We start from the raw sequence: 23,066 nt of genomic DNA on the forward strand, positions 1-23,066 counted from the left end.
TACTTAAGCATTTCAGACGGCCTCAATAAGTTTTGCAAAGGTTTCGGGTTGAAGTTTAGCGCCAAGGCTTGTGTAAAAAACACAGGCCGTCTGAAAGGTTTCAGACGGCCTGTACATCAGATACCGGTTAGTTTTTATCCAAATCAACCAGTTTGTTTTTGGCAATCCACGGCATCATGCTGCGCAGTTGTGCGCCCACTTTTTCGATTTGGTGGTCTGCATTCAGACGGCGGCGGGCAGTCATGCTGGCGTAGTTGGCGGCACCTTCCTGAATAAACATTTTGGCGTATTCGCCGCTTTGGATGCGGTAGAGCGCTTTTTTCATCGCTTCTTTGGTGGCCGGCGTAATCACTTCGGGGCCGGTAACGTATTCGCCGTATTCCGCATTGTTGGAAATCGAATAGTTCATGTTGGCGATACCGCCTTCATACATCAAATCCACAATCAGCTTCAGCTCGTGCAGGCACTCGAAGTAGGCCATTTCGGGGGCGTAGCCGGCTTCAACCAAGGTTTCGAAGCCGCATTTCACCAGCTCCACCGCGCCGCCGCACAATACGGCTTGCTCGCCGAACAGGTCGGTTTCGGTTTCTTCGCGGAAGTTAGTTTCAATCACGCCGCCTTTGGTGCCGCCGTTGGCTGCGGCGTAAGAGAGGGCGATGTCGCGGGCTTTGCCGGAGTTGTCTTGGTAAACGGCAATCAGGGTGGGCACGCCGCCGCCTTTGAGGTATTCGCTGCGCACGGTGTGGCCGGGGCCTTTGGGGGCAACCATAATCACATCGACGTTTTTCGGCGGTACGATTTGGTTGTAGTGGATGTTGAAACCGTGGGCGAATGCCAAAGCGGCGCCATCTTTCAGGTGCGGGGCGATTTCGTTTTTATAGACAACGGGTTGATTTTCGTCGGGCAGCAGAATCATCACCACGTCGGCGGCTTTGGTGGCATCGGCCACGCTGCGCACGTCGTGTCCGGCAGCAACGGCCTTGTTCCATGAACCGCCCTGACGCAGGCCGATCACCACGTTCACGCCCGAATCTTTCAGGTTGGCGGCATGGGCGTGGCCTTGCGAGCCGTAGCCGATGATGGCTACGGTTTTGCCTTTGATGAGGGATAGGTCGGCGTCTTTATCGTAATAAACTTGCATGTTGTTTCCTTATAGGGATGAATGTTTGAAAAAGTTATTGGTTGGCGTTGTCGGAAATATCGCTCATCAGCACGATGTCCACACTTTCGGTTTTACCTTCGATGGCTTTGAGAAAGTTTTGGAAATGCGCGCTTTGGCCGTGCTCGTCCACCGCTGCCTGCGATTGCCAGATTTCGAAAAACACCACGCGGTTTGGGTTTTCGATGTCTTGGTGCAGATCATAACGCAGGTTGCCTGTTTCTCGGCGGCTGGCCGATACCAGTTGCTGAAACACGCCGAGTAGCTCTTGGCGGTGTTCGGGTTTGACAACAATGGTGGCGGCAATTTTAACGGTTTGCATGGCGGCTTCCTTAGTGTTTTTTCAGACGGCCAAATTAATCTTTAGAGGCCGTCTGAAAAGGTTTCCGGCGTTTCAGACGGCCTTGAATCTGCACGCTTAGGCCGTCTGAAATACCTGTTTAAATTCTCAAAATCCGCTCGCCCCTGCCGATGCCTGCGGCACCGGTGCGCACGGTTTCGAGAATCGCGGTTTTGCCTACGGTTTCTAAAAACGAATCCAGTTTGTCGCTGGAGCCGGTGATTTCGACGGTGTAGGTTTTGTCGGTAACGTCCACCACGCTGCCGCGGTAGATTTCGGTAAGACGCAGGAATTCGTCGCGGTCTTTGCCCAGCGCGCGCAGTTTCACCAGCATCAGCTCGCGCTCGACGAAACGGCTTTCGTTCAAATCAACCACTTTCACCACTTCAACCAGTTTGTTGAGCTGTTTGGTGATCTGCTCCAGCACGGTATCGTCGCCGTGGGTAACGATGGTCATGCGCGACAGGGTTTTGTCTTCGGTGGCGGCCACGGCCAATGAATCGATGTTGTAGTCGCGAGCCGAAAACAGGCCCACCACGCGGCTCATCGCGCCTGATTCGTTTTCCATCAGGATAGATAAAATATGTCGCATTATGGCACGCTCCTTGTGTCGTAATCACGGTCTTTCACATCGTTTACATCGGAATCTTTGGGCGTTTCGCGCATATGCGGCGGCAGCACCATTTCGTCCAAACCTTTGCCGTTGCCCACCATCGGGAACACGTTTTGCTTTTTGTCGGTAATAAAGTCGAGGAACACCAAACGGTCTTTCAACCTTACCGCTTCGCGCAGCGCGCCTTCCACGTCGGATTTCTTCTCTACGCGGATACCGACGTGGCCGTAGGCTTCGGAAAGTTTCACAAAATCGGGCAGCGAATCAAAATAGGTTTCCGATTCGCGGTTGCTGTAATAAAGCTCCTGCCATTGGCGCACCATGCCCAGATAACCGTTGTTGAGGGTAACGATGTTAACCGGAATACGGTATTGGAAGCAGGTGGAAAGCTCTTGGATATTCATCTGAATTGAGCCTTCGCCGGTGATGCAGAACACATCCCGCTCCGGCGCTGCCAATTTGGCGCCCATCGCATAGGGCAAACCCACGCCCATCGTGCCCAAACCGCCCGAGTTGAGCCATTGGCGCGGGCGCTCGAACGGATAATATTGCGCGGCAAACATTTGGTGCTGGCCCACATCCGAGGTGATGATGGCCGAATTTTGGGTAATCTCGGCAAGTTTCTGCACCACATATTGCGGCTTGATGATTTCGCCGTCGTTATCGAACCACAAACAGTTGCGGCTGCGCCATGCTTCGAGGGTTTGCCACCATTTTTCAAGGGCGGCGGGCGTAATCACCAGCTCTTGCTTTTTCCACAAGCAAGTCATTTCGGTTAATACGTTTTTCACATCGCCCACAATCGGCACGTCCACCCGCACGCGCTTGGCGATGCTTGAAGGGTCGATGTCGATATGAATGATTTTTTTGGATTTTTCCAAGAACTTGGTAGGCACCGACACCACGCGGTCGTCGAAACGCGCACCCACCGCCACCACCACGTCGGCATTCTGCATGGCCAGGTTGGCCTCATAGGTGCCGTGCATACCCAACATACCGAGATATTGGCGGTCACCGGCCGGATATGCGCCTAAGCCCATCAGCGTGCCGGTGCACGGTACGCCGGTCAGGCGCACGAAGTCGATAAGTTCCTGATGCGCATTGCCCAGCACCACGCCGCCGCCGAAATACACCAGCGGACGCTTGGCCGAAGCGAGCATCTGCACGGCCTTTTTGATTTGGCCGGTGTGACCCTGCGTAACGGGCTGATAGGAACGGATAAAGATATCTTCCTGCGGATAGCTGAATTTCGCCATCGCCTGGGTAACGTCTTTGGGAATATCCACCACCACCGGGCCGGGGCGGCCGCTGGCGGCGATTTGGAATGCCTTTTTAATGGTAACGGCCAACTCGTTGATATCGGTTACCAGAAAGTTATGCTTCACGCACGGGCGGGTGATGCCCACGGTGTCCACTTCTTGGAACGCATCGGTGCCGATGGCGGGCGTGCCCACCTGGCCGGTAATCACCACCAACGGAATCGAATCCGAATAGGCCGTGGCAATGCCGGTCAGCGCATTGGTGGCGCCGGGGCCGGATGTTACCAAGGCCACGCCCACTTTGCCGCTGGTGCGCGAATAAGCATCGGCGGCATGTACCGCGGCCTGCTCGTGGCGCACTAAAATATGTTTGAACTTATTAAGCTGGAAAAGCGCGTCGTAGATTTCGAGAACCGCGCCGCCGGGATAACCGAAAACGTATTCCACGCCCTCGGCCTTTAGACTCTGCACGAGTATTTGTGCACCTGATAACTGCATATCTGCCTCTTTTTTCTGCGTGTAAACCAATAGGGGAAGCCGGCTCCGCCACAGCACCTGTAATGCAATTTCTGCAGGCAGCGGTTTAGGGTACGCGCATTGCAGAAAAACAGCGGCAGCCAAGCAGCCCAATCAATTGATTCAGACGCTTGAGCGTTTATCGAAGTAAAAGAGCTTGAAAGATAACCCAAACACTCTATCCAATCAAGACAAAAACTTTCATTTGAAAGCAGAAAAAATTCATATATGTTTTAATGTTTGATTTACAACAAAATAAATCGGTATTACCGAAGAAAATCCGCTTTCAGACGGCCTGAAAACCAATCGGGCAACACCGCATAACACGGAGCTGCCCGACAACCGAACTGGCGCACCCAACAGGGATCGAACCTGTGACCTCCAGCTTCGGAAACTGACACTCTTCCAACTGAGCTATGGGTGCGGAAAGGCCGACAGATTAACGCAAAACGCCCTTTTTGGCAAAAGTTATTTCATGCGCGCCGCACCGTCTTTTGCGCACAGCATGTAGGCGGATGTAGTAATCGGCATTTTTTTGAGGAAGGTTAAACTTAAAGATTGGAAAGCCGCCGCGAATTCAGTATAATCCAGCAAATTATTGTTAATGCAAATTAACAGAACCAACAATTACAATCCCTTATCCTCACAACCTACCAAAAACGGCGAGGCCCAACCACATGAACCACTTGAGCAACAACAAAGCCCGAGGCTCTGCGTTAACTCCGCTTATCGGCGGCATCGTAATCCTGCTTGCAGTATTGTTTTTTCTGGTCAAACTGGCAACCAGCGGCTATTACAGCGATGTAGAGGCTTCCACGCCCTCCGCCACCCAAACCCGCATCATGCCCGCAGGCAGCGTTACCATGGGCGACGGCACACCCGTCGGCCAACGCACCGGCGAGCAGATTTTCAACAAAATCTGTATCCAATGCCACGCCGCCGACGGCAACATCCCCAACGCTCCCCGCGTAACCCACAATAACGAATGGGCGCCGCGTATCGCTAAGGGTTTCGAAACCCTGTTCAACAACGCACTCAACGGTTTTAACGCCATGCCGGCCAAAGGCGGCCAGGCCGACCTGACCGACGACGAACTCAAACGCGCCATCGCTTATATGGCCAACCAATCAGGCGGCAATCTGCAAGCCCCGGCCGTAGGCGCGGCCTCGGGTGCTGCCGCTTCGGATGCCGACGCTTCTTCTGCTTCTTCTGCGGCTTCCGATTCCGCCGGTGCAGCGGCTCCGGCTGCCGCCACCGCTTCGGCCGACGGCAAGAAAGTGTTCGACGCCACCTGCGTTGCCTGCCACGGTGCGACTTCTGCCATTCCCAATTCACCCAAAATCACCAAAAATGATGAGTGGGCACCGCGCATCAAACAAGGCAAAGAAACTCTGTTCAAACATGCGATCGAAGGCTTCACCGGCCCCGGCGGCAGCCTGATGCCGGCCAAAGGCGGCAACGCCAATCTGACAGACGACGAAGTGAAAGCCGCGGTAACCTATATGGTTAACCAATCCGGCGGTAAAATTTGATCAGCTTCATACTCAAATGTTTTTTAAAAGCGTACTATTCAGGTACGCTTTTTTTATTTGGGCCGGCCGCTGCCGCAACCTTTTCAGACGGCCCCAACCCTATCCGGCACAAAACGGAAAATCAGGTTTTCCCGCCCGGCCGTGCCGCCCGCCGCTTTCACAGGAACCCGCCATGAACGCCATCGAACAACTGCTTAACCACCCCGACGTCCGCACCACCCCGCTTTCAGACGGCCTCAAAATCCGCAACCCCGCTACCGGCGACACGCTGGCCTATATCCGTACCGCTTCCGTGCAACAGCTGAACCACATCATCGCCAAAGCCCAAACCGCCCAAACCGAGTGGGCGGCGAAAAGTGCGCTGGAGCGTGCCGACATACTTTGGCAATGGTACCGCCTGATGAAGGAAAACAAAGAAAACCTCGCCCGCCTGATGACGATGGAACAAGGCAAAAGCCTGGCCGAGTCGCTGGGCGAAATCGACTATGCCGCAGGGTTTATCCGCTGGTTTGCCGAAGAAGCCCGCCGCATCGACGGCGACATTCTCACCAGCCTGAAACCCACCCAAAAGCTGATGGTGATCAAGCAGCCCGTCGGCGTGACCGCCGCCATCACCCCGTGGAACTTCCCGGCCGCCATGATTACCCGCAAAGCAGCACCCGCACTGGCGGCAGGCTGTGCCATGATTGTCAAACCCGCCAGCCAAACACCCCTGAGCGCCTACGCCCAAGCCGTGTTGGCCTACCGCGCAGGCATTCCGCAAGACTTGTTTGCGGTTGTGAACGGCAAAGCCGCCGACATCAGCCACACTTTCACGCAAAACCCGATTATCCGCAAAATCAGCTTCACCGGCTCCACCGAAGTGGGCATACAGATTTTCCGCAACAGCGCCGAGCACATTAAAAAACTCAGCCTCGAGCTGGGCGGTAACGCCCCCCTGCTGGTTTTCGACGATGCCGACCTCGACAAAGCCGTAGAAGGCACCATGCTCAGCAAATTCCGCAACAGCGGCCAAACCTGCGTGTGTACCAACCGCGTATATGTGCAGGCCGGCGTTTACGACGAATTCTGCCGCCGCCTCGCCGTGCAGGCAGGCCGTCTGAAACTCGGCAACGGTTTGGACAAAGGCGTGCAGCAAGGCCCGTTAATCGATGCAGACGCGGTGGCCAAGGTGGAAGCATACATCGCCGATGCGCTCGAAAAAGGCGCGCAATGCTTAACCGGCGGGCGGCGCAGCACGTTGGGCGGCACGTTTTTCGAACCGACGGTGTTAAGCGGCGCCACCGCCGATATGCTTTTGGCCCGCGAAGAAATCTTCGGCCCTCTCTGTCCCGTGTTCAAATTCGAATCGGAAGCAGAAGCCGTTGCCCAAGCCAACCGCACCGAAGCCGGCTTGGCTGCCTACCTGTTTACCCGCGACACTGCCCGCCAATGGCGTGTGGCCGAAGCGCTCGAATACGGCATGGTGGGCATCAACACCGGCATCATCAGCAACGAAGTGGCGCCTTTCGGCGGCATCAAAATGAGCGGCTTGGGCAGGGAAGGCAGCAAATACGGCATAGACGAATATCTCGAATTGAAATATCTGTGTTTGGATATCGGCTGAATATCTGCCGGCACAGAAACGGATAGACTGATACTTTTGCAAAATCCGCTCAGGCCGAGACCTTTGCAAAACCCTCAGATGCGGATGCAGTTCAAGGCGTAGCAGCGCAGCGAGCACAGACATAACATGAAGTTAGGCAAGCGAGTGAGCAGCGCACAACGCAGAAATGCGCCGCAGATGGGGGGGTTGCAAAGGTCTCAGGCCGTCTGAAATGCCCGATTGCCGTATTCACCGTCATACTCGGGCTTGACCTGAGACCTTTGCAAAAACACGTTTTAGGGAGTGTAGTCAGAAAGCGTTGCGGCGGTATTTTTGGTTAAAGTCCGCATCTGCGGCGTTAGGTAGCGTAGCGGACTTGCGAAGCTAAAATGCTCGCAAGATGTCCAATCTTGCTGCGCTTTTTGCCTGGCATCTGCGGATTTTTCCTCAAAAAACCGCTTCGCAAGCATTCTGACTACACTCCCCAACCCTGAATTTATTTATGTTTCGTCATACCCGTGCTCAGCCCGGGTATCTGTTATTCCTTTTGAAACAAAAAGATGCTCGGGTTAAACCCGAGCATGACGAAGATATTAAAATACCGGCATGAACTGAAATTTCTGCAAAGGTTTCAGGCCGTCTGAAAGCATATAACGCATACTTTCAGACGGCCTGAATATCTTTATAAACCTTTTGTATCAATAATTTAACTCCATCTCATTCACTACCTTCCGGCACATTTCCCCAACCTGCCATGATTCTGCCGATAATTTCCGCCGCGCTGCCGGTTTCGGCCAGCGGCGCATTCTGCCCTGCCCACAACGAAGAAAATTCGTCGGAACCCTGTTTCTCCGCCGCCACTTTCAACGGTGCGGCCACAGCCTGCGCCAGCGGGAAAGGCGGTGCAGCGGGATTGATGGGGCCGGCTTCGCGGATAAAGCGGTTGACGATGCCGCGCGCGAAGCCGCCGCTGAACAGGTTGGTTAGAGCGGTATGTTCGGCACGGCTGCTTTGCAGGGCGGCGCGGTACAGGGGCGAGGTGTCGGCCTCGTCGGCCAGCATCAGCGCGGTGCCGATCTGTATGCCTGCCGCGCCCAAATCACAGGCGGCGCGGGCGGTGGCGGCATTGCAGATGCCGCCTGTTGCCACCACCGGCACGTTTACAGCCGCGCAAACTTGCGGCAGCAGGCTGAACGTGCCCGACTGGGTGGTTAAGTCCCTGCTGAGAAACATGCCGCGGTGGCCGCCTGCTTCCAAGCCTTGCGCGATAATAATGTCGGCGCCGCCGGCCTCGAGCCGGCGGGCTTCTTCCACTGTGGTGGCGCTCGACATCACCACGGCGCCGCTGCTTTTCACTTTGTCCAACAATGTCTGCTCGGGCAGCCCGAAGTGAAAGCTGACCACGGCCGGGCGGTAACGCAGCACGATTTCCGCCTGCTCTTCGCCAAACGGCTGCCTGCCGCCGCCTGCGGCAACGTCTGCTTCATTCAAGCCGAATTCGCGGTAAAACGGTTGCAGCGCCTGCAACCATGCTGCCTGCTGCGCGGCATCGGCTTGCGGCTGTTTGTGGGCGAAAAAGTTGATGTTAAACGGTTGGTCGGTCTGCCGCCGCACGGCTTCGATTTCGGCACACAAACGCTCGGCCGGCAACATGGCGGCGGGCAGCGAACCCAGCGCGCCGGCACGGCAGGCGGCAACGGCCAGCCTGCTGCCCTGCACGCCCGCCATCGGCGCCTGAATCAGCGGCAGGCGGGTTTGAATCAGCTTCAACAAACGGGACACGGTATTCATGGTTTGCTCCTAAATCGGTGTAGCTATGGTTACTTTCCCTGCAATCCCATCCAAGGCCTTTTCTGTTTTCAGACAGCCTCTTTTTTCAACAACCTTAACGCATTGGCCACCACCACCAGCGAGCTTAGGCTCATGCCCAGCGCGGCCACCCACGGGGTAACGTAACCGCACACGGCCAAAGGCACCACAATCAGATTGTAAACGCTGGCCCAAATCAGGTTTTGGCGGATAACCGAACGGGTGCGCCGCGCCTGCCGTATGGTTTTCGGCAACACGCGCATATCTTCGTTCAGCAGTATCACATCGGCCCCTTCGCGGGCAACGTCGGCACCGCCCGACACGGCCACGGAAACGTCGGCCTGCGCCAGCACGGGGGCATCGTTGATACCGTCGCCCACCATCAGCACTTTGCGCTGCTGCCGTTGCAGGGTTTCCACATAAGCCAGTTTGTCTTCGGGTGAGGCTTCCGCTCGGTAGCTGTCCAAACCCAAACCGCGGGCAAGGTTTTCTACGGCGGGGCTGCGGTCGCCGCTGAGCAGGTGCAGCCGTACACCCTGCGCTTTAAGCTCGGCCAGCATATCGGCAATGCCTGCTTTGGTTTCGTCGGCCAGCAGAAAGGCCGTCTGAAAACCTTGTTGGTTGCCGAGGTAAACCAAACCGCCGCCGTGCTCGATCATGCCCGCTTCGGGCAGGTTGCCGGAAATGCCCGCTACGAAATCCGCCTTGCCCAACGCCCAGATTTGCGTTTCGCCGTTTACCGTGAGCCGTGCGCTCACGCCGCTGCCCACATGGTTGGCGCGCTGTTCGGCACAGATTTCATGCTGCCCTTCGGCGCCCGAACGTTCGGCATAATCCAGAATGGCTTTGGCCACGGGGTGTTCCGACTGGGCTTCCAGCACACCGGCAACGGCAGTGGCCAGGCGGCTGTTCAGACGGCCTAACGGGCGCGCCTCGATAACCGATAAAGTGCCCCGGGTTAAGGTGCCGGTTTTATCAAACACCACATCGTCAATCTGAGCCAGAGTTTCCAAACTGCCGCTGCCGCTGATCAAGATGCCGTCTGAAGCCAGCACGCCCGTGGAAGCGGCCAGCGCGGTGGGCGTAGCCAGCGAAAGCGCGCACGGGCAGGTAATCACCAAGAGCGACACGGTAATCCACAACGCCTGCATGGGGCCGGCGTATATCGTCCAACCCACGAAAACCGGCACGGCCAACAGCAGCAGGCGCGATAAAAAGAAAGCGGCGTATTTGTCGGCCAGTTCGGCCAAACGCGGTTTTTGCGCCAAAGCGCGGTCGAGCAGTTTCACGATGTGCGCCAACCGCGTGCCGCCGCCCACTTGGTCGGTGCGGATAACCAGCGGGCCGGACGTGTTGAGTGTACCCGCCACCACCGCCGACCCCGCCTGTTTGGGCAGGGGCAGGCTCTCGCCGGTGAGCATGGCTTCGTTTACCTCGCTCTCGCCCGCCAGCACCGTGCCGTCCACCGGAATCACTTCGCCGGGATACACCGCCACCACGTCACCCGGGCGCAGCTGTACCACCGCCGCCTCTTCGGCCGTTTCGTTGTCGGGATAACCGCCCAGCTTGTGGCAGAACGCAGGCACCAGCTTCACCAGCCGCTCGGCCGCATCCCCCGCCTTGCGCCTTGCGATCTGCTCCATATAGCGGCCGCCGAGCAGAAAAAACACAAACATGGCAATCGATTCGAAATACATCCCCTGCCCCGCCCCGCTTAGCAGGCTGTACACGCCGGCCGAAAACGTCAGAATCAGCGCCACCGCCACCGGCGTATCCATGCCGGTGCGGCGGTTTTTGAGGTCGCGCCACATACCGCGGTAAAACGGCACCGCCGAATAAAGCATCGCCGGCAGCACCATTAAAAACGAACCCCAATGCAGCACGTTCAAATAAACCGGCTCGATTTCATTGCCATAAAGATATTCGGGCACGGCGAACATCATCGTCTGCATCATCGACAAACCCGCCACCGCCAAACGTATCAGCGACTGCTTGCGTTCGGCCTGCACCTGCTCTTCCATTTTATGGGCATCGTAAGGCACGGCGCTGTAACCGCTTTTTTGAATGCGCAGCAGAATATCGGAAAGCAGCACGCGGCTGTTGTCCCACAACACGCGCACGCGGCGGGTGCTGTAATTCAAATCCGCCCGCAACACCCCCGCCGTGCGCAAAAGCTGCTGCTCGATCAGCCACACGCAGGCGGCGCAGGTAATGCCCTCCAGCATCAGCACCGCCTCGCGCTCTTCGCCCGAGCCCGCCTCCACAAAACCGGCCTGCACTTCCGGCAGGTCGTAAAGTTTCAGGCGGTCGAGAATTTCCTGCGGCGGCAGCGCCGCTTTTTCGGCATCGGCCGTGCGCTGTTTGTAGTAATTGCCCAGCCCCGCATCGATAATCCCCTGCGCCACGGCCTGACAGCCCGCACAACAGGTGTCGCGCGGTTCGTTTTCGTAAACCACGGTTAAAGAAATGTTGTCGGGCACATCCAGCCCGCAATGGAAGCATGTTTTTTTCATAGGCCGGAATTGTACGCGCAGCGCTTGGCGCGGGCAACGACGCACCGCCCTTTCAGACGGCCTCGGGTTTTCCGCCGCCCGCCGCATGTTTTGTTCCCATCTCCAGGCCAACAACGTTATCGATTCCAAACCCTTGATTACATAAATTTACAACACTATTCCTTTTTAAAAATAATTTAATGTTATAAAAGTTGACAGAAAATTTTTAAAATTCCAAAATATAATACATCAAACAAAGTATAAATAAATTTTCAAGTCTTTTTATTTCAATTAATGGAATTAACAAACAAATACGCAATAAAACGTTTCTTTACTCGGAGATACCCATGATTGACCGCCTGATGCCCATTTTCGCCGTTATCGGTGTGCTGTCCATGCTCGGCTACACCGGCTTGGCGGCTTGGGCCGTTTACAGCAGCCTGTTTCCAAACAAGAAAAAAACCACCCAAACACACACGCAACACACCGCGGTTTAAACGGCAACACACGGGCGGATAAAAAAACAGCCGTCAGGCATACCCGCTCCGCGCATAACGGCTGCGCTGCCGCACTGCCCCGCCTGATTTCAAAACAGGCCGAGACCTTTGCAAAACCCTCAGATGCGGATGCAGTTCAAGGCGTAGCAGCGCAGCGAGCGCAGACATAACATGGAGTTAGGCAAGCGAGTGAGCAGCGCACAACGCAGAAATGCGCCGCAGATGGCGGTTTTGCAAAGGTCTCAGGCCGTCTGAAAGGTTTTCAGACGGCCTACACCTTATTGAAAACGCCCTTCTTTCAAGGTAAAATCGCACATTCAAAACGAGCGGTAAAAATCATGACCAAGTTTATTTTCGTAACCGGCGGCGTCGTATCTTCATTAGGTAAAGGTATCGCCGCCGCTTCTATTGCCACCATTCTCGAATCGCGCGGTTTGAACGTCACCATGCTCAAACTCGACCCCTATATCAACGTCGATCCCGGCACCATGAGTCCGTTCCAGCACGGTGAAGTGTTCGTTACCGAAGACGGTGCCGAAACCGATCTCGATTTGGGCCACTACGAACGCTTTATCAATTCTACCATGCTGCGCCGCAACAGCTTCAGCACCGGCCAGGTTTACGAACAGGTGATTGCCAAAGAACGCCGCGGCGACTATTTGGGCGGCACCGTGCAGGTTATCCCCCACATCACCGACGAAATCAAACGTAAAATCCACGAAGGCGCGGCGGGGCATGATGTGGCTATCGTCGAAATCGGCGGCACCGTGGGCGATATCGAATCGCTGCCTTTTCTGGAAGCCATCCGCCAGATGCGCAGCCAGCTCGGCCGCAACAACACCTTATACGTGCACCTGAGTTATGTGCCCTATATCGCCGCCGCCGGCGAAATCAAAACCAAACCCACCCAACACTCGGTGAAAGAATTGCGCGAAATCGGCATCCAGCCCGACGTGTTGATCTGCCGCATGGACCGCATTCTGCCCGAAGAAGAAAAGCGCAAAATCGCCCTGTTCTGCAATGTGGAAGAGCGCGCTGTGGCGGGCAGCTACGATGCCGACAGCATCTACGAAATCCCCGAAATGCTGCACAACCAGGGCATCGACAACATTATTTGCGAGCAGTTGCAGCTCAACGTGCAGCAGGCCGATTTGACCGAATGGAAAAAAATCGTTTACGCCATCAAAAACCCCAAACACACCGCTAAAATCGCCATGGTCGGCAAATATGTGGATTTGACCGAATCCTACAAATCGCTGACCGAAGCCCTGAAACACGCCGGCATCCACACCGAAACCGACGTGCAGATTACCTATGTGGACAGCGAAGCCATCGAAAAAGAAGGCACCGGCTGCCTGCACGATATGGATGCCATCCTCGTGCCCGGCGGCTTCGGCGTGCGCGGCGTGGAAGGCAAAATCGCCGCCGTCAAATATGCGCGCGAAAACAATATCCCCTATTTGGGCATCTGCCTCGGTATGCAGATTGCGCTGATCGAATACGCCCGCGACGTGGCCGGCTTGCAGGGCGCCAACTCCACCGAGTTCGACCTGAAAACCCCGTATCCCGTTGTGGCGCTGATCGACGAGTGGCAAACCGCCGACGGCAGCGTGGAAAAACGCGACGAAAACGCCGATTTGGGCGGCACCATGCGTTTGGGCGCACAGGAAGTCGAATTGAAGCCCGACAGCCTTGCCGCCAAAATCTACGGCAGCACCGAAATCAAAGAACGCCACCGCCACCGCTACGAAGTGAACAACAACTTCGTGCCCGAGCTGGAAAAAGCAGGCTTGGTAATCGGCGGCGTATCCGCCGGCCGCGAACGCTTGGTGGAAACCATCGAGCTGCCCGGCCACCCATGGTTTTTTGCCTGCCAGTTCCACCCCGAATTCACCTCCACCCCGCGCAAAGGCCACCCGCTGTTTACGGCCTATATCAAAGCGGCGCTGGCGAATAAAAAAGTTTGACGCAGCCTGCCGTTAAAACCGAAAGCACCCTGTTCAGGGTGCTTTTTTGTTGCCGCAATATGCCAACCTTTGCCAAATTCATGTCGGTATTTTTAAAACCTCTGCGTCATGCTCGGGCTTGGCCCGGGCATCTCTTTGTTAAAAAAGAACTGGCCGATACTCGGGGCAAGCCCGAATATGACGGTATTCAAGCATTTCAGACGGCCTGGGCAGCTTGCAAAGCCCCCGTCTAACTTTCCTGCTCCCACGAACGGTTGCGTTTGAGCAAAATCCTAACCGCACCGTCGTTGCCCGGGCGCGGTTCGGCATAAGCCAGCACGTCGGGGTGGGCCATCAGCCAGCGACGCACCAGATTTTTCAGCACAGGTTTGTAGCCCGAAGAACCCAAACCGCTGCCGTGGACGATTTCGCCGCACACGCCGCGTTTTTTGGTGAACTCGATAAACTCGTTCAACACCTGCTGCGCTTCTTCCTGCGTGTAGCCGTGCAGGTCCACATCGGCCACCACAGGCCAATGGCCGCTCTGCAAACGGCGGATGTCGTTTTTGCCCTGCCCGTTTTTGCTGAAGGTGGCGGGCGGTTCGTCGGTTCCGCCGTCGCCCACATAAAAATAATCTTCCGCCGCTAAGGCCTCCGCTTGGGTTTGGCGCGGTTTGATCGGTGATACGTCGCGCGGCGGCGCGTAGCGGTTGCTGTTTTTCAACGGGGTAACGCCGGCCATTTCTTTGGCGAAATCCACCTGTTGCGCCGCCTGTTTGCGTGCCGCCTCTTCAGCTTGTGCCTTCGCCTCGGCGGCCTGTTTGGCCTGTTTGCCCAATGTTTTTAAAACGGATTGGAAATCTTTGTTCATGCTTGTTGCTTTCTATGATCGTTTTTTCAGACGGCCTCAATAAGATTGCGTTTTTTAATATCGATACGCCTTGAGGCCGTCTGAAAACATTTTATACCGCGCCCTAAGGCGTGTCGTTGATAGCTTGTGAAGCAGATTTTAACCAAAAATACCGCCGCAATGCCTTCGACAACACGCCCTAACGCAGGCGGCGCACATCATCAATAACATTTGTGCCGAAACACTCGCTTGCAATCATTCCGGCAATTTCGGCGGCGGTGGCTTCGGGGCTGCTTAAGCCGCCTTCTGATTTCAGGTCGAGAAAACGCTGCACCATCGGAAAATCCGCCTGATGCGCGCGGCGGATTTCGCCCTGCATGGCGGTATCGACCACGCCCGGGGCGATGGATGCGATTTTCACGCGCGGATGTTGTTCGGCGGCGATGCAGCGGGCGTGGTGGTCGAGCGCGGCTTTGGCAGCGCCGTACACGCTCCAACCCGGATAGGCGTTGCGCCCCGCCCCGCTTCCGATATGAACGATTTTCAACACCGCCCCTTCGGGCTTGCAGGCAATCAGGTGGTTGGCCAGCAGCATGGGCGCGGTAATGTTCAGCGGCACGGCGGCGGCGATTTCTGTTGCCTGCTGCCGCCCCGCCACGGCATTGGGGGCTACGGCGGCGGCATTGTTGATTAAGATGATTTCGCCGGCATCCGCAACAAACCGCTCTAAGGCACCGCCCGCCAGCCAATCCGAAAGGGCGGTGCTGTCGCCCAAATCAATCTGCTGCTGCACCAGTTTTTCAGACGGCATCAGGCGCACCTGCCGCCGCGCCAAGCCCAGCACGCTGCAACCGGCCTGCAAATAATGTCCGGCCAACGCTTTGCCCAAGCCGCTGCTGTGGCCGGTGATGATGATTTTGGTGTTCATAACACGACTGCCCGTGGTGTGGAAAAGCGTATTTTAACGCCCGGCAGGCGGTTTTGCCGAGGCCGTCTGAAAACGGGGCGCGGTATCCAAGCAAAGTGTTTTGCGGTATATTGAATGCCTTTTCCGGCAAACTGTTTCAAAAACATATTAAGGAACTGCAATGTTTAAACGCCCTGAAGAATTGATTGTGGCCGTGTTGGCGGCTTTGTGGGTGGTGCTCACCTACCTGATTGCCAATTATTTCGGCGCGCCTGCGCAAACCAAGCTGCTGATTTCTGCGTTAACGCTGATTTGCGTAACCGTGTGCTTCGTGCTGTGGCAGCGCAACCTGAGCCGCACGGTTTGGCCGTTTTTCCCAGGCTTGCTGGTGGCCTGCTGGTGGCCGTATCTCGATTGGGTGGCGGTGCGCGATATTCTGGTGCCGGGCGCGGAATCTTCGGCCATCGTTATCAGCAAACCTTGGTATGCGGGCTGGACTTTTAAAATCATCATCGCCATCGTGCCCGTGGTGCTGGGCTATGCGGTGAAATGGAAGCTGCACAACAAGCAGAAACACAAAGCGATTGATTAACACGCGCAGAATATCCGGTTAACGCAAAGGCCGTCTGAAAAAGTTTTCAGACGGCCTGTGTTTATTAAAACGGCACGGTTACTTGTGGTTGTAAAACCAGCTTTTGAAATACACGTCCGCACCTTCGCGCAGCAGCACCAGCGTTACCGCCGCCAGCGGCAGGCCGACGAGCATGCCCACGAAACCCATCAGCTGCCCGAACGCCATCAATGAGAAAATCACCCAAAAAGGCGAAAGGCCGATGCGGTCGCCGACGATTTTCGGCGTGATGAAAAAACTCTCTAAAAACTGGCCGACGGCAAACACCGCCCACACCGTCAGCAGCCCCTGCCACGAGCCGAACTGCAACAGCGCGGCAACAGAAGCGAGCAGCAGGCCGGTAAATGCGCCCAAATACGGCACAAACACCAAAATGCCGGCAATCATGCCGATGGCAAAGCCCGAATCCAACCCCACCAGCATCAGGCCGACGCCGTAAACCAAGCCCATAATCAGCATCACCATCAACTGCCCGCGCAGAAACTCGCCCAACACCTTATCCATATTGCCGCTGATGCGGACATAGCTGTCGAGAAAACGGCGCGGCACCAGCGCACGCACGCCGTGCGACCAGCGCTGCCAGTCGAGCAGAAAGTAATACAGCAGAAACGGCAGCAGCAGCAGGTTGGAAAGCCCCGCCGCCACATTGCCGCCCTGTTGCAGCAATGTAGGCGCGGCCTTGCGCAGCGCATTGCTCAATTCGCCGGTGTGCGACTGCAACCAGGCGGTAACGCTCTGCGTATCGATTTCCACCCGCTCGCCCGCAAAACGGCTCACCCACGGCAAAAGCTTGTTTTGAATAAAATTCACAATTTGCGGCAGGCGCTCGACCAAATTATTAAACTGGTTAACCAGCATCGGCACGATAATCAGCATCAGTGCGAAAATCACCGCCAGCGACAAGATCATCACCACCATCGCGGCCAACCCGCGCTTCATACCCTTGTCGCGCAGCTTTTCCACCAACGGGTTCAGAATATAGGCCAGCACCGCCGCCACGATAAACGGCGTGAGGATATTGCCCAGCGCGTAAACCAACCAGATAAAAACGGCTGTCACGGCCGCAGCAATCAGCCACGGCTTGCCGCCGCGAGTTTTTTTGCGATACATAAAAAAACGATTCGTTAACAGTTTTCAGACGGCCTCAAGCATATCATATTTGGCTTTTCAGGCCGCTTGAAAATGCTTAAGCGGCACAAAATCGGGTAAAATAGCCGCATTTTCCCAACCCTGAATAAGAAAGCCCCTCCATGAGCAACACTTCCCTGAGCTACCGCGACGCAGGTGTCGATATTGATGCCGGCGACCAACTGGTCGAAAACATCAAACCCTTTGCCAAACGCACCATGCGCCCCGAAGTGTTGGGGGATTTGGGCGGTTTCGGCGCGCTGGTGGAAATCGGCAAAAAATACCGCAACCCCGTTTTGGTTTCCGGCACCGACGGCGTGGGCACCAAGCTGAAGCTGGCATTTGATTGGGACAAACACGACACCGTCGGCATCGACCTCGTGGCCATGAGCGTGAACGACATTCTGGTACAAGGTGCCGAACCGCTGTTTTTCCTCGATTATTTCGCTTGCGGCAAACTCGATGTGGCGCGCGCCACCGATGTCATCAAAGGCATCGCGCAAGGCTGCGAAGAATCGGGCTGCGCCTTAATCGGCGGCGAAACCGCCGAAATGCCGGGCATGTACCCCGAAGGAGAATACGATTTGGCCGGCTTCGCGGTGGGCGTGGTGGAAAAAGACCAAGTGATTAACGGCCGCAGCATTGCCGAGGGCGACGTGGTGCTGGGTTTGGCCAGCAACGGCGCGCACTCCAACGGCTATTCGTTAATCCGCAAAATCATCGAGCGCGACCAACCCGATTTGGATGCCGAATTCGACAACGGCAAAACCCTGCGCCAAGCCATCATCGCCCCCACCCGCCTGTATGTGAAACCGATTTTGGCCGCGCTGCAACAATTCACCATCAAAGGCATGGCGCACATCACCGGCGGCGGTATCACCGAAAACGTGCCGCGCATTCTGCCGGAAAACACCGTCGCCCAAATCGATGCGGGCGCATGGCAGATGCCCAAGCTCTTTCAATGGCTGCAACAGGCGGGCAATGTGGAAACACAGGAAATGTACCGCACTTTCAACTGTGGTATCGGCATGGTGGTGGTGGTAGCCGCCGAAGACGCCGACGCGGTGCAGGCTTTTTTGGCCGGACAAGGCGAAACCGTTTACCGCTTGGGCGAAATCCGCAGCCGCAACGGCGGCGAGCACCAAACGCAGGTTGCCTGAACACAGCTTCAGGCCGTCTGAACGCCCTTTAAACATAGCTGCCCGCAATTTTTGCGGGCATTTATCCGACCAAACGTTATGAATATTATTGAAAAACAAGCGCTGAAATTTTTGCTGAAACACACGCAGCCGGAACACCAACAAGAAATGGAACGGTTCGCCGTTACCCATTGGGCGGAATACCGCGCCGGAAAAACCAACTTCAAACAAGTGAAACAGCTGGCCAAACAGGCCCGCCCCATGCTCAAACCCGAAAGCGTGGCGGACATCACCGAGTTTGCAAAAAAATGGGCGCAGCGGCTGGATTTAAAATAGCCTTTTGTTTAAAAACAGAAATCTGATTTTTCCGCCAACCCGAAACAGGCCGTCTGAAATGCTTAACACCGTCATTTCCGCGTAGGCGGGAATCCAGAGGTAAACATTGAAGTATTGATTAAACAAACACTTGTATGCCAAGCACCTGGATTCCCGCCTACGCGGGAATGACGGGAATCATTTTTAGGTGGTGTTGAATTTTGCAAAGGTCTCGGCCTTTTACATTTTCCAACCCTTAATGCTAAGATACGCCGCATAACAAAACGGCATGATATTCCTGCCAACGTCTTTACTCGCAACCTTTTTTCCCAAACTCCAAGAAAAGGCTGCGTATGTCTGCACAAGAAAATCCCCCGAAACGCCCGAATTATTTTTTATGGACTTCGCTGCTGGTCGGTCTGATGGCCGTTACCGCAGTGGTTAACCCTACCCTGCTCACCGGCACCATCGCTGCGGTAAGCAAGTTTTTCTACCTGAAATTCGACTGGCTGATTATGTGGCTGCCGCTCGCGGCCTTCGGCGTGGGGCTGACGGTGGCGCTTTCGCCGCGCTTCGGCAATATCCGTTTGGGCGGCAAAGACGCCCGCCCCAAATATTCGTTTCTCTCGTGGATGAACATGCTGTTTACCGCCGGCATCGGCGTGGGCATCGTGTTTTTCGGCCCCATCGAAGCCTTGTGGCACTATTTCCATTCGCCCATCGGCGTTCAGGCGGCGGGGCTGACGGAATATCAGAAAGTGGAAAACGCCATGAGTCTGGCGCTGCACGTTTGGGGTATTCCGGCGTGGTCGCTGTATATGATTGCGGGTTTGGTGATGGCGTATTTCACCTATCAGCATAAAACCGAATGCACGCCTGCGGCGCCGCTGCAATATGCGTTCAGCCGCAAAAAATGGGCGAAGCCGCTGGGTATCATCGTTACCGGCATGGCGATTTTGTCGATTGCGATGTCGGTTTCCTCTTCGATTGCGATGGCTTCTGTGCAGATTGCTTCGGGCCTGAAAATCATCACCGGTTTTTCGTTCGATACTATAGCTTGGAAAGCGGTGGTATTAGCAGCCTTGGCCGCGCTCTACACCGCCGGTGCGGTGCTGCCGATTAACAAAGGCATGAAATTTTTGGGCGACTGGACGATTTATTTCTCGGTGTTGCTGCTGCTGTTTGTATTCGCCGTCGGCCCCACGCATTACTTTTTGAGCACGATAGCGGTGTCGGTGGGCAATATCCTCACCAAAACGGTACACCATTCGTTTGAACTTTATATGTTCCACAACCGCGACTGGGTGGTGTGGTATCCGATGGCTTATTGGGTGTGGTGGGTAACGTGGGCGCCGTTTGTGGGCGTGTTTCTCGCCAAAATTTCCAAAGGCCGCACGCTGCGCGAATTTGTGTTTGCTTCGGTTATGGTGCCCTCGGGCTTTATCGTGATCTGGTTTTCGGTGTTCTCCGGCTTCAGCCTGCTCGACACGGTGGAAGGCACGGGGCGTTTGGCCGAAATCGCCAACAAGGGCGATTATGAAGGCACGTTCTATTATTTGCTCAATATGCTGCCGCTGTCGGGGGTTACCAAACCGCTGACCATCGTGCTGTTTCTCGGCTTTATCGTTACCACCGTTACCAGCGCGGCGATTTCGCTGGGCATCATGACGAGCAACGACGGCCGCAGCGAAAACAAATTCCGCGCGGTGGTGTGGTGCGTGTTTATGACTTTAATCAGCTATGCGGTGATTTTTACCGGCAAAATGGAAGGCATCAAAGCCGTAGGCTCGTTTTCGGGTTTTCCGTTTGTGTTCGTGATGTATTTGTGGTTTGCCGCGCTGTGGCGGCAGCTCAACCGCGACGTGCCGCGCGTGAGAAAGGAATAGGCAGATGAAAAAAGAGATTTTCTACTGGAACCAAAGCCCGCAGGACAACGCGCTGGAAACCGTGCTGCTGCTGTTGGCGGTGCTGTTTCTGTGTTATGTGGTGAAGCTGGCGTTTTTCGATAAAGACGAATAATGCCGAGATAAAAGGCAGAAGCCTTCCTGTTTTTAAACCATCTGCGTCATGTAAACCATTCATGTCATACTCGAGCTAGACTCGAGTATCTTTTTGTTTTTTTTTAGAAAAGCAGATACACGGGCCAAGCCCGAGTATGGTGGAAATGATATAAAACAGGTTTTGAAAAACAAAAGGCCGTCTGAAACGTTTCAGACGGCCTTTCCATATCAAACAACCTTTTGTGTTACCTACTGCTTGTTTTCTTCGCTGTCCAAGAAGCTGCGCAGGCGGTCGCTGCGGGTGGGGTGGCGCAGCTTGCGCAGGGCTTTGGCTTCGATTTGGCGGATACGTTCGCGGGTAACGTCGAACTGTTTGCCCACTTCTTCGAGCGTGTGGTCGGTGTTCATGTCGATGCCGAAACGCATACGCAGCACTTTGGCCTCGCGCGGGGTAAGGCTTTCGAGCACTTCTTTGGTTACTTCGTGCAGGCTCGAATACATGGCGGCCTCGGCGGGGGCGATGTTGTTCACATCTTCGATAAAGTCGCCCAGATGCGAATCGTCGTCGTCGCCGATGGGGGTTTCCATCGAAATCGGCTCTTTGGCGATTTTCATGATTTTGCGGATTTTGTCTTCCGGCATTTCCATCAGTTCGGCCAGTTTGGCGGAATCAGGCTCTTCGCCGGTTTCCTGAAGATATTGGCGCGAGATGCGGTTCATTTTGTTGATGGTTTCGATCATGTGCACCGGAATGCGGATGGTGCGCGCCTGGTCGGCAATCGAGCGGGTAATCGCCTGGCGGATCCACCAAGTGGCGTAAGTTGAAAACTTGTAGCCGCGGCGGTATTCGAATTTATCCACCGCCTTCATCAGGCCGATATTGCCTTCCTGAATCAGATCGAGAAACTGCAAACCGCGGTTGGTGTATTTTTTGGCAATCGAAATCACCAGGCGCAGGTTGGCCTGAATCATTTCCTGCTTGGCGGCGGCGGTTTCTTTCTCGCTGATAACCATGTTTTTGTTGATTTCTTTCAACTCTTCGATGGAAATCTGCGTTTCGGTTTCCATGTTGGCCAGCTCGGTTTGCTTTTCGATAATGGCATGGCGGAAACGGTCGAGTGCGTTGCCCCACACGTTGTTTTTGGCGATTTCGGTTTCCACCCATGCCAAATTGGTGATTTCGGGCAGGAAATAGCCGATGAAATAATCGCGGTCCATGTGCACGCGCTCCACGCAGATGTCGCGGATTTCGCGCTCCAGGCGGCGGATGCTTTCCACGCGCTCGCGCAGGCTGCTGCTCAGGCTTTCGATCTGACGGGTGGCGAAGCGCACTTCGAGCAGTTTGGATGCGATGGCGTCGCGGTGCTCGAGATAGGCTTGGTGGCGGCTGTCGTGCTTGGCCAGGGCGGCTACCATGTTGTCGTAGTCGGCCTGAATGCGTTCGAAGTGTTCCAACACTTTCTGTTTCAGCTCTTCCAGATTGGTGGCGGCGATGGCTTCCGCGCTGCCTTCGTCTTCCTCATCGTCATCGCCATCGTCGTCGCTATCGTCGCCGTCATCGGTGTCGGCGGCGGCTGCCGGCGCGGTTTCGAGGTGGCCCAAACCGAGTTCGTTCAGTAGCACTTCGTTGGGGTCGATAATGGCTTCCACCACTTCGTCGACTTTGATTTCGTCTTCGCGGATGCGCTGGATTAATTCGAGAATCTCGGCAATCGAACCGGGGCAGGCGGAAATGGCCTGCACCATGTTTTTGAGGGCGTTTTCGATTTTTTTGGCGATGATGATTTCGTCTTCGCGGGTAAGCAGGTCAACCTGCCCCATTTCGCGCATATACATACGCACGGGGTCGGTGGTGCGGCCGAACTCGCTGTCCACGCTCGATAAGGCGGCTTCGGCTTCGGCCACCGCGTCGTCGTCGGTGATGGCGGCGGTGTTGTCGCTCATCAGCATTTCTTCGGCATCGGGCGCCTGCTCGGTTACTTGGATACCCAATCCGGCAATCATGCTGACGATATTGTCGATTTGCTCGGCATCCGACATATCGTCGGGCAGCGCGTCGTTGATTTCGGAATAGGTGATGTAGCCGCGCTCTTTGCCCATGATGATGAGCTGGCGCAACCGCGCCCGCTGCTCTTCAAGGGTCAGCGGGCGGTTGTCGTCTTGTTCTTCGTATTCGCTGTCGTGGATATCGGTGTTTTCGTTAGACATAGAATGTTCTCTGGTTAAACGGTTTAACGGGGATGAGGCCGTCTGAAACAATAGAAAGGGGGTTCTGCGGTAGGTGCAAGACGACTCGGTTGCAGTGGTGTGTATGTGTTTTCAGACGGCCTCCGAATCGTGTTCGCAAG

19 protein-coding genes, 1 tRNA gene and 2 pseudogenes are annotated in these 23,066 nt (G+C 55.5%); 9 read left to right on the forward strand and 13 right to left on the reverse strand.

The genetic code is table 11. From position 1 onward, the window contains the following. Positions 1-127: 127 nt before the first annotated feature. The 5 genes from ilvC to NQ012_RS05205 all read right to left on the reverse strand — a co-directional run bounded on the left by ilvC (position 128) and on the right by NQ012_RS05205 (position 4,311). The gene (gene ilvC, locus NQ012_RS05185) at positions 128-1,141 is read right to left on the reverse strand and encodes a ketol-acid reductoisomerase (RefSeq protein WP_257066551.1); all 1,014 of its coding nucleotides are present in this window, start codon (positions 1,139-1,141) and stop codon (positions 128-130) included. Positions 1,142-1,175: 34 nt separating this feature from the next. Then, positions 1,176-1,481, reverse strand: a complete 306-nt coding sequence (locus NQ012_RS05190; protein WP_257066552.1) for a putative quinol monooxygenase — start codon at positions 1,479-1,481, stop codon at positions 1,176-1,178. 118 nt (positions 1,482-1,599) lie between these two features. Next, on the reverse strand, positions 1,600-2,091 hold the full coding sequence (gene ilvN, locus NQ012_RS05195; protein WP_085365007.1) for an acetolactate synthase small subunit: 492 nt from the start codon (positions 2,089-2,091) through the stop codon (positions 1,600-1,602). Further along, on the reverse strand, positions 2,091-3,869 hold the full coding sequence (gene ilvB / locus NQ012_RS05200) for a biosynthetic-type acetolactate synthase large subunit (protein WP_257066553.1): 1,779 nt from the start codon (positions 3,867-3,869) through the stop codon (positions 2,091-2,093). Before ilvB ends, ilvN begins: the two co-directional genes overlap by 1 nt. A 366-nt stretch (positions 3,870-4,235) precedes the next feature. After that, positions 4,236-4,311 (reverse strand) — tRNA-Arg (locus NQ012_RS05205). A 253-nt stretch (positions 4,312-4,564) separates the two neighbouring features. Between NQ012_RS05205 and NQ012_RS05210 the strand changes: the two genes are divergently transcribed. Continuing rightward, positions 4,565-5,419, forward strand: a complete 855-nt coding sequence (locus tag NQ012_RS05210; protein ID WP_257066554.1) for a c-type cytochrome — start codon at positions 4,565-4,567, stop codon at positions 5,417-5,419. A 172-nt stretch (positions 5,420-5,591) separates the two neighbouring features. Next, entirely contained in the window at positions 5,592-7,025 is a 1,434-nt protein-coding gene (locus NQ012_RS05215) for an NAD-dependent succinate-semialdehyde dehydrogenase (protein WP_257066555.1), read from the forward strand. Between the two features lie 48 nt (positions 7,026-7,073). Here the strand turns inward: NQ012_RS05215 and NQ012_RS05220 are convergent. From NQ012_RS05220 to NQ012_RS05230, 3 genes and pseudogenes are all read right to left on the reverse strand, one after another. Further along, positions 7,074-7,217: pseudogene (locus NQ012_RS05220) on the reverse strand (lipoprotein signal peptidase); the annotation flags it as partial. A 504-nt stretch (positions 7,218-7,721) separates the two neighbouring features. Next, positions 7,722-8,795, reverse strand: a complete 1,074-nt coding sequence (locus NQ012_RS05225) for an NAD(P)H-dependent flavin oxidoreductase (protein ID WP_257066556.1) — start codon at positions 8,793-8,795, stop codon at positions 7,722-7,724. A gap of 68 nt (positions 8,796-8,863) precedes the next feature. Beyond that, positions 8,864-11,326: a heavy metal translocating P-type ATPase gene (locus NQ012_RS05230; RefSeq protein WP_257066557.1), complete on the reverse strand. Its 2,463-nt coding sequence runs from the start codon at positions 11,324-11,326 to the stop codon at positions 8,864-8,866. A 326-nt stretch (positions 11,327-11,652) separates the two neighbouring features. On the opposite strand from NQ012_RS05230, the gene NQ012_RS05235 reads away from it, so the two are divergent. Beyond that, positions 11,653-11,802 carry a hypothetical protein gene (locus NQ012_RS05235; protein ID WP_257066558.1) on the forward strand — a complete coding sequence of 50 codons (150 nt, stop codon included), beginning with the start codon at positions 11,653-11,655 and terminating at the stop codon, positions 11,800-11,802. A gap of 33 nt (positions 11,803-11,835) precedes the next feature. Here the strand turns inward: NQ012_RS05235 and NQ012_RS05240 are convergent. Next, positions 11,836-12,084 (reverse strand): annotated as a pseudogene (locus NQ012_RS05240) (hypothetical protein). Between the two features lie 56 nt (positions 12,085-12,140). On the opposite strand from NQ012_RS05240, the gene NQ012_RS05245 reads away from it, so the two are divergent. Further along, positions 12,141-13,769: a CTP synthase gene (locus NQ012_RS05245; protein ID WP_257066559.1), complete on the forward strand. Its 1,629-nt coding sequence runs from the start codon at positions 12,141-12,143 to the stop codon at positions 13,767-13,769. 229 nt (positions 13,770-13,998) lie between these two features. Here NQ012_RS05245 and NQ012_RS05250 read toward each other — a convergent pair whose 3' ends face one another. Beyond that, the gene (locus tag NQ012_RS05250) at positions 13,999-14,619 is read right to left on the reverse strand and encodes a Smr/MutS family protein (protein ID WP_257066560.1); all 621 of its coding nucleotides are present in this window, start codon (positions 14,617-14,619) and stop codon (positions 13,999-14,001) included. 178 nt (positions 14,620-14,797) lie between these two features. Then, positions 14,798-15,526 (reverse strand): SDR family NAD(P)-dependent oxidoreductase, encoded by a 729-nt coding sequence (locus NQ012_RS05255; RefSeq protein ID WP_257066561.1) that lies wholly within the window; start codon positions 15,524-15,526, stop codon positions 14,798-14,800. Between the two features lie 160 nt (positions 15,527-15,686). Here NQ012_RS05255 and NQ012_RS05260 point away from each other — a divergent pair, with 160 nt between their 5' ends. Further along, on the forward strand, positions 15,687-16,097 hold the full coding sequence (locus NQ012_RS05260) for a hypothetical protein (RefSeq protein WP_257066562.1): 411 nt from the start codon (positions 15,687-15,689) through the stop codon (positions 16,095-16,097). A 78-nt stretch (positions 16,098-16,175) separates the two neighbouring features. Here the strand turns inward: NQ012_RS05260 and NQ012_RS05265 are convergent, their stop codons facing one another. Continuing rightward, positions 16,176-17,246 (reverse strand): AI-2E family transporter, encoded by a 1,071-nt coding sequence (locus tag NQ012_RS05265; RefSeq protein ID WP_257066563.1) that lies wholly within the window; start codon positions 17,244-17,246, stop codon positions 16,176-16,178. Positions 17,247-17,386: 140 nt separating this feature from the next. On the opposite strand from NQ012_RS05265, the gene purM reads away from it, so the two are divergent. From purM to NQ012_RS05285, 4 genes are all read left to right on the forward strand, one after another. Then, positions 17,387-18,424, forward strand: coding sequence for a phosphoribosylformylglycinamidine cyclo-ligase (gene purM, locus NQ012_RS05270; RefSeq protein ID WP_257066565.1), 1,038 nt, complete (start codon positions 17,387-17,389; stop codon positions 18,422-18,424). Between the two features lie 78 nt (positions 18,425-18,502). After that, the gene (locus tag NQ012_RS05275; protein WP_257066566.1) at positions 18,503-18,739 is read left to right on the forward strand and encodes a hypothetical protein; all 237 of its coding nucleotides are present in this window, start codon (positions 18,503-18,505) and stop codon (positions 18,737-18,739) included. A gap of 332 nt (positions 18,740-19,071) precedes the next feature. Then, positions 19,072-20,604, forward strand: coding sequence for a BCCT family transporter (locus NQ012_RS05280; RefSeq protein ID WP_257066567.1), 1,533 nt, complete (start codon positions 19,072-19,074; stop codon positions 20,602-20,604). 4 nt (positions 20,605-20,608) lie between these two features. Beyond that, on the forward strand, positions 20,609-20,737 hold the full coding sequence (locus tag NQ012_RS05285) for a hypothetical protein (protein ID WP_257066568.1): 129 nt from the start codon (positions 20,609-20,611) through the stop codon (positions 20,735-20,737). A 230-nt stretch (positions 20,738-20,967) separates the two neighbouring features. Here the strand turns inward: NQ012_RS05285 and rpoD are convergent, their stop codons facing one another. Continuing rightward, complete coding sequence (gene rpoD, locus NQ012_RS05290; protein WP_257066569.1) at positions 20,968-22,926, reverse strand: RNA polymerase sigma factor RpoD; 1,959 nt, start codon at positions 22,924-22,926, stop codon at positions 20,968-20,970. Between the last annotated feature and the right edge of the window lie 140 nt (positions 22,927-23,066).

It is taken from the genome of Neisseria dentiae (assembly GCF_024580525.1).
Classification (GTDB): domain Bacteria; phylum Pseudomonadota; class Gammaproteobacteria; order Burkholderiales; family Neisseriaceae; genus Neisseria; species Neisseria dentiae_A.